The 12897-nt window shown below is 53.3% G+C and carries 10 protein-coding genes; 9 read left to right on the plus strand and 1 reads right to left on the minus strand.

Annotated elements, in window-relative coordinates; translation table 11 throughout:
- The first annotated feature begins 54 nt into the window (after window positions 1-54).
- The 7 genes from trmB (at window position 55) to truB (ending at window position 8929) form a co-directional block, all read left to right on the plus strand.
- Complete coding sequence (gene trmB, locus ACSTTO_RS10025; protein ID WP_439273054.1) at window positions 55-813, plus strand: tRNA (guanine(46)-N(7))-methyltransferase TrmB; 759 nt, start codon at window positions 55-57, stop codon at window positions 811-813.
- A 181-nt stretch (window positions 814-994) separates the two neighbouring features.
- Window positions 995-1672 (plus strand): ribosome maturation factor RimP, encoded by a 678-nt coding sequence (gene rimP, locus ACSTTO_RS10030; protein WP_439273055.1) that lies wholly within the window; start codon window positions 995-997, stop codon window positions 1670-1672.
- Between the two features lie 138 nt (window positions 1673-1810).
- Window positions 1811-3421 (plus strand): transcription termination factor NusA, encoded by a 1611-nt coding sequence (gene nusA, locus ACSTTO_RS10035; protein ID WP_439273056.1) that lies wholly within the window; start codon window positions 1811-1813, stop codon window positions 3419-3421.
- Between the two features lie 260 nt (window positions 3422-3681).
- Window positions 3682-4335 carry an RNA-binding protein gene (locus ACSTTO_RS10040; protein ID WP_439273057.1) on the plus strand — a complete coding sequence of 218 codons (654 nt, stop codon included), beginning with the start codon at window positions 3682-3684 and terminating at the stop codon, window positions 4333-4335.
- Window positions 4332-7307, plus strand: a complete 2976-nt coding sequence (infB, locus tag ACSTTO_RS10045; RefSeq protein WP_439273058.1) for a translation initiation factor IF-2 — start codon at window positions 4332-4334, stop codon at window positions 7305-7307. Before ACSTTO_RS10040 ends, infB begins: the two co-directional genes overlap by 4 nt.
- 216 nt (window positions 7308-7523) lie before the next feature.
- On the plus strand, window positions 7524-7955 hold the full coding sequence (rbfA, locus tag ACSTTO_RS10050; RefSeq protein WP_439273059.1) for a 30S ribosome-binding factor RbfA: 432 nt from the start codon (window positions 7524-7526) through the stop codon (window positions 7953-7955).
- A complete protein-coding gene (gene truB / locus ACSTTO_RS10055; RefSeq protein WP_439273060.1) occupies window positions 7955-8929 on the plus strand; it encodes a tRNA pseudouridine(55) synthase TruB in 975 nt (324 codons plus the stop codon). The genes rbfA and truB overlap by 1 nt, the downstream gene beginning before the upstream one ends.
- A 283-nt stretch (window positions 8930-9212) precedes the next feature.
- On the opposite strand, the gene ACSTTO_RS10060 is transcribed toward truB, so the two are convergent.
- Entirely contained in the window at window positions 9213-10214 is a 1002-nt protein-coding gene (locus tag ACSTTO_RS10060) for a 2-hydroxyacid dehydrogenase (protein ID WP_439273061.1), read from the minus strand.
- A 298-nt stretch (window positions 10215-10512) separates the two neighbouring features.
- On the opposite strand from ACSTTO_RS10060, the gene ACSTTO_RS10065 reads away from it, so the two are divergent.
- A complete protein-coding gene (locus ACSTTO_RS10065; protein ID WP_439273062.1) occupies window positions 10513-11130 on the plus strand; it encodes an SH3 domain-containing protein in 618 nt (205 codons plus the stop codon).
- A gap of 156 nt (window positions 11131-11286) precedes the next feature.
- Complete coding sequence (gene miaB / locus ACSTTO_RS10070; protein ID WP_439273063.1) at window positions 11287-12714, plus strand: tRNA (N6-isopentenyl adenosine(37)-C2)-methylthiotransferase MiaB; 1428 nt, start codon at window positions 11287-11289, stop codon at window positions 12712-12714.
- Window positions 12715-12897 lie beyond the last annotated feature (183 nt).

The following is a 12897-nucleotide window of genomic DNA, read 5'->3' on the forward strand; positions in this document are numbered from 1 at the left end:
TAAAACAGCGTGATGAATGTCCTTACAAATTATCTGAGCAAAAGCAGCGCAACAATGTCTGATACTGAACGCAATCCCGACCTCAGTGACGAAGCCGCAATCCGGGCTCTTTCTGAAAAAAAGACCAGAGGTTCACGCGCAACGGAGGCTTTTTATGGCCGCCGTAACGGCAAACCCTTGCGTCCGCATCAGCGCTTCCTGCGTGAAGATCTTCTGCCGCAGCTCAAGCTCGATCTCAGCCGGCCCGCACCGCAGGATCTGCGCACATTGTTTGTTGCAGATGTTGCGCAGGTGCGTATGGAAATCGGCTTTGGCGGCGGAGAGCATCTGGCCCATGAGGCCGGCCGCAAGCCTGAGGCGGGCTTTATCGGTGTGGAGCCCTTTGTCAATGGTATGGCAAAAATGCTTGGCTTTCTGGATGCCGATCCGCTGCCAAATCTGCGCCTTTATGATGATGATGCCACACAGGTGCTGGACTGGCTGCCGGATGCCTCTCTTGATGGCATTGATCTGTTTTACCCTGATCCCTGGCCAAAGAAAAAACATTGGAAGCGCCGTTTCGTTTCCCAAAAAAATCTTGATCGTTTTGCCCGCGTGCTCAGGCCCGGCGCCCTGTTCCGCTTTGCATCCGATATTGATACATATGTGAACTGGACATTGCAGCACTGCTATGATCACGGCGCCTTTGAATGGCAGGCAAAAACTGCCGCCGACTGGCACACGCCCTATGAGGCATGGCCGGGCACACGCTATGAGGCCAAGGCCTTTCGTGAGGGGCGCAAGGCCGCTTATCTCACATTTGTGCGGCGCTGATAACATGCCGGCGGAGAAGGCTTGTCACCGATGGCTTTTTTCTGTATAGTTACTTCAAATTCTTGGTCGGTAGAACAAGAGTGGGTCCCGCCGGTCCCGCTCTTTTTTGTTTGGCAAGAGCCTCTCTTCAGACAAATCCTGCCATAAAGGATATTGCAAGAACAGATTTAAGGAATAGCGGGTGAGCGAGCAGACAAGACAGGAACAGGCCATTACAGCGTTTGACGCAAGCCATGATGAACCGCGCATTATCCGTGAAACGGGTATTGATGCGAAAGTGGCATCGCTGGTTGAACCTGCTATCAATGCTGCAGGTTTCCGTCTGGTGCGCGTTCGGCTTTCCGGCCTGAATGGGCTCACCCTGCAGATCATGGCTGAGCGGCCTGATGGCACCATGACTGTTGAGGATTGTGAGATCGTCAGCCGCACAGTGTCGCCGGTTCTTGATGTGGAAGATCCGATTGATGGCAAATATCATCTGGAAATTTCATCTCCCGGTATTGATCGCCCCATGGTGCGCAAATCTGATTTTGCCAATTGGCAGGGTCATATAGCCAAGCTTGAAACCTCGCTGATCCATGAGGGGCGTAAAAAATTCCGTGGCCGTATTATCGGTGTTGATGAGAATTCGGTAACGCTGGAAACAGATCAGGCAACCTATGGCGCGCAGGCTCAGACGGTTATTCCGTTTGAGCTGCTCAATGATGCAAGGCTGATCCTGACCGATGACCTGATCCGCGATGCATTGCGCAAGGACAAAGCGTTGCGGGAAGGCCGCATTCCCGGTGACAAGCTGAGTGATGAGTTCAATCTTTCCGGCGTCAAGGCGGATGCCGCAAAGAGTGGTGAAGATAAATAAAAGCGCAGCGCAACCAACCGCGATGTGTTTTGAAACAGATTTGGGATTATATCCTGCCTTAAGCCTGCGGGATTATGGTTCATAAGTAAAAAAGCTTTTGCACCTGCACAAACAGGTGCTGCACTCAAGGAGAGACCAATGGCAGTCAGTGCAAACAGGCTAGAGCTTCTTCAGATCGCCGATGCGGTCGCGCGGGAAAAATCCATTGACCGTGAGATCGTGATCGCAGCGATGGCTGATGCCATTCAGAAAGCTGCCCGTTCCAGATATGGTCAGGAAACCAACATCCGCGCTGATATCAATTCCAAGAGCGGTGAGATCAAGCTGCAGCGTCTTCTTGAAGTTGTTGAAACGGTTGAAGATTACGCCACGCAAATTGCATTGGAAACAGCCCGTGAACGCAATCCCGATGCACAAATCGGCGATTTTCTTGCCGATCAGCTGCCGCCGATGGATTTTGGCCGTATCGCAGCCCAGTCTGCCAAGCAGGTGATTGTACAAAAAGTACGTGAAGCCGAGCGCGACCGCCAATATGAAGAATTTAAAGACCGCCTTGGTGAAATTATCAACGGCACGGTCAAGCGCGTTGAATATGGCAATGTGATTGTTGATCTTGGCCGCGGTGAAGCGATCGTGCGTCGCGATGAATTGATCCCGCGTGAGGCATTCCGTTATGGCGATCGTATTCGCGCTTATGTTTATGATGTAAGGCGTGAGCAGCGCGGCCCTCAGGTTTTCCTGTCACGCACGCATCCGCAATTCATGGCAAAGCTTTTCACCATGGAAGTGCCGGAAATTTATGACGGCATTATTGAGATCAAATCCGTTGCCCGTGATCCGGGCTCACGCGCCAAAATGGCTGTTGTCTCCCGCGATAATTCGATTGATCCGGTCGGCGCCTGTGTTGGTATGCGCGGCTCCCGTGTTCAGGCTGTTGTCGGTGAATTGCAGGGCGAAAAAATCGACATTATTCCGTGGTCACCCGATGCGGCTACATTCATTGTCAATGCGCTGCAACCGGCGGAAGTGGCAAAAGTGGTTCTGGATGAAGATGCAGAGCGCATTGAAGTTGTGGTTCCCGATGATCAGTTGTCACTTGCTATCGGCCGGCGCGGGCAGAATGTGCGCCTTGCCTCCCAGCTGACCGGCTGGGACATTGACATCATGACGGAAAATGAAGAATCCGAACGCCGTCAGAAAGAATTTGCTGAACGCTCCGCCCTGTTCATGGAAGCCCTTAATGTGGATGAAATGGTCGGGCAGGTTCTTGCTTCTGAAGGTTTCGATTCTGTTGAAGAAATCGCCTATGTTGAGAGTGAGGAAATTTCCTCGATTGACGGTTTTGATGCCGATACAGCGGCTGAATTGCAACAGCGTGCAAGAGATTATCTCGACCGTCTGGAAGAAAGCCTCAACAAGCGCCGGCTTGAGCTTGGTGTTACCGATGAATTGCGTGAACTGCCGGGCCTGACCAGTGCAATGCTGGTTGCAGTTGGTGAAGACGGCGTGAAAACAATGGATGATTTTGCCGGTTATGCGGTGGATGATCTTGTGGGCTGGCGCGAGCGTAAAGACGGTGAAACCATCAATCATGCCGGTGTTTTGACACCATTTGAGGTTTCCCGCGCAGATGCTGAGCAGATGGTTCTTGCAGCGCGCCTCAAGGCTGGCTGGATCAGCGAAGATCAGCTGGAAGAGGCAGCCTCTGAGCTGGCTTCTGACAATGATGACGAGCAGGCAGATGCTTAATCAGCATGCTGCCAAAGCCGGCGCGGGCAAATTTTAATGTCCGCGCATCGGTATCTGACCGGACAAATGGCAAATATCGGCATTTCTAATGCCGGCCTGCCGTCCGGTATATGGCATAGAGTTGAGCAAGCGGCCGGAGATCTTCTGCCTCCGGCTGTACAGCGCACAGATATTGCAGGGCTGCTTGCCCTTGCATTCATATTAAAGTAGAAAACAGTTCCTCTCCACAGGCGCTGTTTTCAAGCGAAGTGGAGTTCTGGTTGAAACCGGAGAAAAACGACAGGACCTGTATTGTAACGCGTGAGAGCGGTCCGGCTGCAGATCTTATCCGATTTGTGGCTGCCCCCGATGGCAGTGTTGTACCGGATCTGAAGCGTAATTTACCCGGACGCGGATGCTGGATTAAAGCTGAACGGCGCTTTGTTGATGAGGCGGTCAGGCGAAAGCTGTTTTCCCGCGCACTCAAGGCACAGCTTAACGTGCCGGAAGATCTGGGAGCACTTGTTGACAGGCTCCTGACAAAATCAGCTCTTGGCAGCCTTGCATTGGCCAGAAAGGCCGGTGCGGTGGTTTCAGGGTCGGCAAAAGTTGATTCTGCCATCAGGACAGGCCGCGCTATAATGGTACTGCACGCAACAGATGCAGCCGCCGATGGTGTAAGAAAGCTTTCTCAGGCGCGTCATGCTGTCAGAACAGCAACAGGAGCAGATATAATCGCCTGTTCCCTTTTTACGGGAGAAGAAATGGATTTGGCATTTGGCGGCGGAAATGTAATACATGCCGCGGTGCTTGATGGAATGGCAGCAACCGGCTTCGTCACGCGGGCGCTTCAGCTGCAAAACTATCGCGGCGCAAGCGCAGCGGACTTGGATAATCGGGCAGCCATTGCTGCGAAGGAAACGGAATCGGAATGAGCGACAGTAATTCAAACGACGACAAGACGCTGAGCGTCAACACCAAAAAGACGCTGACCCTTAAGCGGCCAGGAGTCGAGCAGAGCACTGTGCGGCAAAATTTCAGCCATGGCCGTAGCAAATCCGTTGTTGTAGAGACGAAAAAACGCAAGTTTACCCGTCCTGACGAAAAACCGGAACCCGCTGCGGAAACCACGGCACCCGCACCTGCAAAGGCACCGGCAGCAACAGCTGCGCCTGCAGCGCAGCCGCCTGTTGCTGAAAAACCTGCTGTTATTACAGATGCTGCGCCTAAGGCCACAGAGGTAAAAAGCACCTCTGCAAAGAGCACAACGGCGCCGGCTGCAGCGCAAGCGACCACTGCCCCGCGGGCCGCAAAACCTGCGGATAGCCCTGTGATCAAGCCTGCGGCCGCAAAGCCTGCCGCACCTGCAGCCGCACGTCCCGCTCAGCAAACACCCCGTCCGGCAGGCGGCAATCAGCGCGGGCAGGGGGCATCCCGCTCCGGACGCAATGATCAGCGCAATCGCGGTAATGACCGTCCGGGCATGGTGCTTAATACTTTGTCTTCCTCGGAAATGGATGCCCGCCGCCGCGCCCTTCAGGATGCGGTAATCCGTGAGGCGGAAGAGCGCAAACGCGCTGAAGCTGAAGCCCTTCGCCGTGCTGAGGAAGAAAAGCGCCGTGAAATTGAGCGCATTGAATCAGAGCGCCGGCAGGCTGAGGAAGAAGCGCGCCGCAAGGCAGAGGCAGAAGCCAAGGCCAAGGCAGAGGCAGAGGCGCGCAAACGCGAGCCTGCTGCTGCGCCGCGTTCTGCAGACCGGCCTGCCGGTGGCACCGGCCGTGGTGCGGCACAGGGGCAAAACCGGCCGAATCAGGGCGGTTATAACCGTGCAGGCGCATCCGCTCCGCGCGATATTCATATAGAAGCACCACTTGCAGACAAGAAACCAACCCAGCAGGTATTGAACCGCAAGCCGCAAAATGATGATGATGATGATCGCCGCGGCCCCGGCTCACGCCGCAACATGTCCGCCAAGCCGGAAGTGCGCGCACCAAAAACCACAAGGGGTGATGATGATCGCCGCCGCGGTAAACTGACCCTGACCAGCAATCTGGATGATGAGGGCGGGCGCTCCCGTTCGCTTTCCGCGATGCGCCGCCGGCAGGAAAAATTCAAGCGTTCACAAGTGCAGGAAACCCGTGAGAAAATCTCGCGTGAAGTGACGATTCCTGAAACGATTACGCTGCAGGAACTGGCACAGCGTATGACGGAGCGCGCCGTTGATATCATCAAATATCTGATGAAACAGGGGCAGATGATGAAGCCCGGCGATGTGATTGATGCTGATATGGCGCAGCTCATTGCCGAAGAATTTGGTCATACTGTTAAGCGTGTTGCTGAATCTGACGTTGAAGAAGGTATCTTCAACGTGGAAGATAATGAAGATGCAATGCTGCCGCGCCCGCCGGTTGTTACCATTATGGGGCATGTTGACCACGGTAAAACCTCACTTCTTGATGCAATCCGCAAAGCCAATGTTGTATCAGGCGAGGCCGGTGGCATTACCCAGCATATCGGCGCTTATCAGGTTGAGCAAAACGGCCAGAAAATTACCTTTATTGATACACCTGGCCACGCTGCCTTTACGCAAATGCGTGCGCGTGGTGCACAGGCAACCGATATTGCCATTCTGGTTGTTGCCGCCGATGACAGCGTGATGCCGCAGACAGTTGAATCAATCAATCACGCCAAGGCAGCCAATGTGCCGATCATTGTTGCTATCAATAAGATCGACAAGCCGACAGCTGATCCGCAAAAAGTACGCAATGCCTTGCTGCAGCATGAAGTTTTCGTGGAAAGCATGGGCGGTGAAGTGCTGGATGTGGAAGTTTCTGCTAAAAACCGGCTCAATCTCGACAAGCTGCTTGAGGCTGTATTGCTGCAGGCAGAAATGCTGGATCTGAAGGCTGATCCTGAAAGAACAGCCGAAGGTGTGGTTATTGAGGCTCAGCTTGATCGCGGCCGCGGTTCTGTTGCAACGGTTCTTATCCAGAAAGGTACATTGCATCCGGGCGAGATCATTGTGGCTGGCAGCGCCTGGGGGCGTGTGCGTGCACTTGTCAATGACCGTGGTGAGCATGTTAAGGAAGCATCCCCTGCAATGCCGGTCGAGATTCTTGGTCTTTCGGGCACACCGCAGGCCGGCGACCGTTTTGCGGTTGTGGCCAATGAGGCCAAGGCGCGTGAGGTTTCTGAATATCGCCAGCGCCTTGCCCGCGACAAAGCTGTTGCCCGTCAGGCAGGATCACGCGGCTCGCTTGAGCAGATGATGTCCAATCTGCAGGCAAGTGGCCTCAAGGAATTCCCGTTGGTGATCAAGGGCGACGTACAGGGCTCGGTTGAAGCCATTATCGCTTCTCTTGACAAGCTTGGCACTGATGAAGTGCGGGCGCGCATTGTTCATTCCGGTGCCGGTGGTATTACCGAGAGCGATATCGCACTGGCAGAAGCCTCCGATGCCGCGATTATCGGCTTTAATGTGCGCGCCAATAAACAGGCGCGGGATGCGGCAGAACAGCAGGGCATTGAAATCCGCTATTATAATATCATCTATGATCTTATTGATGATGTTAAAGCCGCGATGTCCGGTCTTCTGACGCCTGAACGCCGTGAAACCTTCCTTGGTAATGCGGAAATTCTTGAAGTCTTCAACATTACCAAAGTTGGTAAAGTGGCCGGTTGCCGTGTCACCGAAGGCAAGGTTGAGCGTGGTGCCGGTGTTCGCCTTATCCGCGATAATGTGGTTATCCATGAAGGCAAGCTCAAAACACTCAAACGCTTCAAGGATGAAGTTGCTGAAGTGCCGGGCGGTCAGGAATGCGGTATGGCCTTTGAAAATTACGATGATATCCGTGCAGGCGATATTATCGAAGCCTTCCGCGTCGAGCATGTCAGCCGTACGCTGTAATTAAAAGGCAGCGGCAAACTGCATAAAGTTTGCCGCTCATTTCCTTGCGGGGCAGCTGATTTGATATCAATTTGGCTGCCGCGTTTTAATTGGTTGCATTATCATTTGCTACCGGATCCCTCCGGCCTGACTGTGAATTGCCTTGAGAGAATTCAGGGCTTTGCGGCTGTTATCCAATAGAGCATCCGGTATCCGGCTCAAATTCTGGAGTCTGCCATGTCCCGTTTTACCTCTGCAGGACCGTCACAACGCCAATTGCGTGTCGGTGAGCAGGTTCGCCATGCTGTGGCCCAGCTATTATCCCGCGGCGAAATCCGAGATGATCTTCTCAGCAATACTGTTATTTCTGTCACGGAAGTGCGTATGTCGCCTGATTTGAAAATTGCCACCTGTTTTATCAGCGTGGTCGGCGATACGGATGTGCAGCTTATAATCAAGGCACTGGCATCGCATGCCAAATTTATTCGCGGGCGCGTTGCGCCGCAATTGCGCCAGATGAAATATATGCCGGAATTCCGCTTCCGCCCTGATACAAGTTTTGACAATTTTGCCAGGATTGATGCCTTGTTGCGCTCACCTGAAGTTGCCCGGGATTTGCAGCATGATGACAAGGCTGATACAACAGAAGAAAACGGGAATAACGGTTGATGGCGCGCAAATCTAAGAAAAAAGGCCGTCCCGTCTCCGGATGGGTCATCTTTGACAAGCCGAAAGGCATGGGATCCACGGAAGCCGTATCCAAAATAAAATGGCTTTTTAATGCGGAAAAAGCAGGACATGCCGGCACGCTTGATCCGTTGGCTTCCGGCATGTTGCCGATCGCTTTGGGAGAGGCCACCAAAACCGTGCCTTATGTGATGGATGGCAGTAAGATCTATTCCTTCACTGTAACATGGGGTGAAGAACGCTCCACGGATGATCTGGAAGGCCCTGTTACAAAAACCTCTGAAAAACGTCCGTCAGAGGCCGAGATTCTGGCGCTTCTGCCCAAATATACCGGTATTATCCGGCAGGTTCCGCCGCAATTTTCTGCCATTAAGATTGATGGTGAGCGCGCCTATGATCTGGCACGTGATGGCGAGACTGTTGCTATCCCTGCCCGTGAGGTGGAAATCTACCAGCTGGAGCTGGTTGAAATGAATGAGGCGGGTCAGGCCATATTTGAAGTGGAATGCGGCAAGGGTACCTATGTGCGCTCACTTGCCCGCGATATGGGGCGGGATCTGGGTTGTTTTGGCCATATTGCCGAATTGCGCCGCCTTGAGGTTGCCCCTTTCAGTGAAGATGATTTTGTAACTCTGGAAGAACTGGAGGCCGCCTGGCCGCCTCTGCCGCCCAAATCTGATGATGAGCAGGCACAGGTTATATCTGCTGCACCGCGCGATTTTTCCGCTCTTGATGCATATATTATTGATACGGGTGCGGCACTGGAAGATCTTGTGCAGGTTGCACTTTCCGATGAGCAGGCGCATCGGGTGCGCATGGGCAATCCGGTGATTTTGCGCGGCCGCGATGCACCGCTTGAGGCTGATGAAGTCTGTGCCACGCATAAAAATTGTCTGCTGGCCATCGGCTATATTGAACAAGGCAAGTTCAGACCAAGACGGGTTTTTGCCGGTTAGGGCATTTGTGCGCTGAAAATGTGCAACGCTTGTGCCTGATATGAATGCAAAAATTAAGCTTCAGAGTGGTTCCGGTGATTTTTTAAACGGAACCACTGGAGATATTTATTGAGCAGCTGAGGCAATGCGCTGTCAGGGAATATTTTTTAGGGAAAACAGAGATAGTCGCTCATTATAAAAGCCGGATAAAACGCCGGTCTTTTGAACGGACCGCCAAAAGGTTGGATTGGTGTTCAACTTTTGGCGGCGGTTCATTCCGGCGGTTTTTGAAACTGCAGCCTGTTTAAAGTTTCGGCGGCAAGACGCGATCCGGCGCACGATGGCCATCCCAGAATGTGCGGATATTGATTATAACCTTGTCTCCCATATCAATGCGCCCTTCCATTGTGGCCGAGCCCATATGCGGCAACATCACAACCTTGCCCTCGGCGGCCAGTTTTACCAAACGCGGATCAACGGCCGGATGTTGCTCAAACACATCAAGTCCGGCGCCGGCAAGCTTGCCTTGTTCAATCTGGCTGATCAGGGCATTTTCATCAACAATCTCACCGCGCGAAGTATTGACGAGATAGGCATTTGGCTGCATCAGCTCAATGCGCCTTGCCGATAAAAGATGAAAGGTTGCAGGTGTTGATGGGCAGTTCACGGAGATAATATCCATCCGTGCCAGCATCTGATCAAGACTATCCCAATAGGTTGCTTCAAGCTCTTCCTCAACCGCTGCATGCACCCGCTTGCGGTTGTGATAATGGATGGCAAGGCCAAAAGCCTTGGCGCGGCGTGCCACTGCAGTGCCAATGCGCCCCATACCGATAATGCCAAGACGTTTGCCCCAGATCCGCCGCCCCAGCATCCATGTCGGCGACCAGCCCGGCCACTCGCCGTTAGCGGAAAAGACATTGGCGCCCTGCACCAGACGGCGCGGCACAGCGAGAATAAGCCCCATGGCCATATCAGCCGTATCTTCTGTCAAAACATTGGGCGTATTGGTAACGGCAATGCCGCGTTTTGCAGCCGCCGCCACATCAATATTATCAACACCATTGCCAAAATTGGCGATCAGCCTGAGATTTGAACCTGCCAGCTCGATCAGCTCCGCATCAATAACATCGCGAATCGTGGGCACCAGCACATCAGCCTCGCGCATGGCAGCAGCCAGCTCCTCCCGCGACATATTATGATCATCAATATTCAGGCGTGCATCAAACAATTCACGCATGCGTGTTTCCACAGGATCCGGCAATTTCCGGGTAATGACGACCAATGGTTTCTTTTTGCCCGACATTTCTACCCCTTTGATGTGTCGCGTTGAGACCTCCTTAACCAAGAAGGTGCAAAGTGCGGCATTGTCATGGTTCTTTATCTGTCTAGCAAGGCAGAAGAACAAAGACAAAGAAAAACCGCCGATCAGGCTTATAGATTTTAATCTTTCAGTCCGCTGCACAGTGCAAGCGGATATCCGGTCATCCGGAGCATAGCACAATCTGTTTGTCCCGGCATCGGCTTGTGTGAGGCACCGGTTCAGAAATTCCAGACACTTGTCTTATGTGCCAGATATTTGTCCGATGTAAATGAAACTGCATATGCGTAAAACAGGTAAATTTTATTTCAGTATCCTTATTGCCGCCGCTCTGGGCTTTGGTTTTCTGGCGCTGCATTCTTTTCACCAGGCGCCGCATAATCACGCGCATGCTGCCGGTGATGCACAGGAAGCAGCGGCAAAAGCAACAAGAGCCGGAGAGAAAAAGGCCGGCAATCTGGGGCCAAGCGGCCTGCCGATCCCGCGCTTTGTCAGCCTGAAGCCTGCCCGCGTCAATATCCGCGTGGGGCCGGGGCGGGATTATGCGGTTTCATGGCTTTATACCAGAGCCGGACTGCCGGTTGAGATCATTCAGGAATATGACAATTGGCGGCGTATCCGCGATGCAGATGGCACGGAAGGCTGGGTCTATCAATCCCTGCTCGCCGGAAAACGCACCGCCATTATCAGCCCGTGGAAACGGGACAGGACGGATGAGCTGATCAGCCTCTATGCCAGCGCCAGTGATACGGCGCGTGTGGTGGCGCGGGCAGAGCCGGGCGCTATTGCCACAATCCGCCAGTGTACCGGCCAGTGGTGCCAGCTTGACAGCCACGGCACACGCGGCTGGATTCAGCAATCGCAGATCTGGGGGGCATATCCGGGTGAGGAATTCGACTGACATTGCTTTCAGGACAGATAAAGCAATGCAACCCGCCAAATAAATATCATACCAAATAAAATATTATGCCCATAGAATATTATGATTGCGGCATATGCGCTTTTATACGCTTCTGTCACTTCTCAAATGCGGGGAAAAGCGTTAAAAGCGCGCCCTATGAAGGAAGAAACAACACCGCCATCAAACCATCCGGATCATAATGCACCGGCTGCACCGGCAAATTCTGCCGGCAGCCTGCCAAACAGCCGCAAGGTTTTTGTAAAAACCTATGGCTGCCAGATGAATGTCTATGATAGCCAGCGCATGGCCGACAGCCTTGCTGCGGAGGGCTATGTTACGACAGATACGCCTGATGATGCCGATATGGTGCTGCTCAATACCTGCCATATCCGGGAAAAAGCTTCTGAAAAGCTTTACTCCGCCCTTGGCCGCCTGCGCGAAATGAAAAAACAGCGCCATAAGAATGGCAGGGAAATGATTATCGGTGTTGCCGGCTGTGTGGCACAGGCCGAAGGCGATGAGATTGTGCGCCGCTCGCCAAGTGTTGATCTTGTGGTGGGGCCGCAGACCTATCACCGCTTGCCGCAGGCTCTGGCGCAGGTGCGTCAGGGGCAGCAGGTGGTGGATACGGAATATGCCGTTGAAGACAAGTTTGAACATTTGCCTGCCGCCAGCCGCGACCGGTTAAGCAAGCGTGGTGTTTCCGCTTTTCTGACAGTGCAGGAAGGTTGTGACAAATTCTGCACCTTCTGTGTGGTGCCCTATACACGCGGCTCGGAAGTCTCCCGTTCGGTCACCCAGATTGTTAATGAGGCTGTCAGGCTGGTACAGGCCGGTGTGCGTGAACTTACGCTGCTTGGCCAGAATGTGAATGGCTGGCACGGTATTGGTGATGACGGCCGTGAATGGGGCTTTGGGGAGCTGCTTTACCGGCTGGCGGAAATTCCGGATATTGCACGCCTGCGCTACACCACAAGCCATCCGCGCGATATGGATGATGTGCTGATCAATGCCCATCGCGATCTTGATATTCTCATGCCTTATCTGCATTTGCCGGTACAGTCCGGCTCAGACCGTATTCTCAGGGCCATGAACCGCAAGCATAAGGCTGATGACTATATCCGCCTGATTGAGCGTATCCGTTCTGCCCGCCCTGATATGGCATTATCCGGCGATTTTATTGTCGGCTTTCCCGGTGAAACCGATGAGGATTTTGAAGATACGATGCGGCTGGTGCGTGAAGTGGGCTATGCACAGGCCTATTCTTTCAAATATTCGCCGCGCCCCGGAACGCCCGGCGCTGATCTGCCAGCTCATGTGGAGGAGCAGGTCAAGGATGAGCGGCTGCAGCGTTTGCAGGCTTTGCTCAGTGAACAGCAATATGCGTTTCAGGATAGCCTTGTCGGCACGGAAATGGACGTGCTTCTGGAAAAACCAGGCCGCCTTGAGGGGCAGATGATCGGCCGTTCTCCCTGGCTTATTCCGGTTATTATTGACAAGAATCCGGGTGAGGCCGGTGACATGATCCGTGTGCGCGTAACCACAACCGGTACCAACAGCCTTGTGGCGGAAAAATGCGCCTGATCGTTACAGCCTGTCACCTGTCATAATGCAGAAAACTGTCTTTTGCAGGCGGGCAAAAGAGACCTGACAAATTTGCTGTTATGCTTTCCTGCGTGACACTGTCATGAATCTGTACCATAATCATGACACATATAGATTAAGCCTCACGCCTTGGCTGGCGGGAGGCGGCAAAAGCAAAGATTA

The sequence above is a fragment of the Pseudochrobactrum albidum genome (assembly GCF_051851455.1).
Lineage (GTDB): Bacteria > Pseudomonadota > Alphaproteobacteria > Rhizobiales > Rhizobiaceae > Pseudochrobactrum.

What these genes read in the sequence shown, in the direction of transcription:
- trmB (WP_439273054.1), top strand. Translation starts at nt 55, where the DNA reads ATGTCTGATACTGAACGCAATCCCGACCTCAGTGACGAAGCCGCAATC.
- ACSTTO_RS10065 (WP_439273062.1), top strand. Translation starts at nt 10,513, where the DNA reads ATGCGTAAAACAGGTAAATTTTATTTCAGTATCCTTATTGCCGCCGCT.
- truB (WP_439273060.1), top strand. Translation starts at nt 7,955, where the DNA reads ATGGCGCGCAAATCTAAGAAAAAAGGCCGTCCCGTCTCCGGATGGGTC.
- rbfA (WP_439273059.1), top strand. Translation starts at nt 7,524, where the DNA reads ATGTCCCGTTTTACCTCTGCAGGACCGTCACAACGCCAATTGCGTGTC.
- nusA (WP_439273056.1), top strand. Translation starts at nt 1,811, where the DNA reads ATGGCAGTCAGTGCAAACAGGCTAGAGCTTCTTCAGATCGCCGATGCG.
- miaB (WP_439273063.1), top strand. Translation starts at nt 11,287, where the DNA reads ATGAAGGAAGAAACAACACCGCCATCAAACCATCCGGATCATAATGCA.
- ACSTTO_RS10060 (WP_439273061.1), bottom strand. Translation starts at nt 10,214, where the DNA reads ATGTCGGGCAAAAAGAAACCATTGGTCGTCATTACCCGGAAATTGCCG.
- infB (WP_439273058.1), top strand. Translation starts at nt 4,332, where the DNA reads ATGAGCGACAGTAATTCAAACGACGACAAGACGCTGAGCGTCAACACC.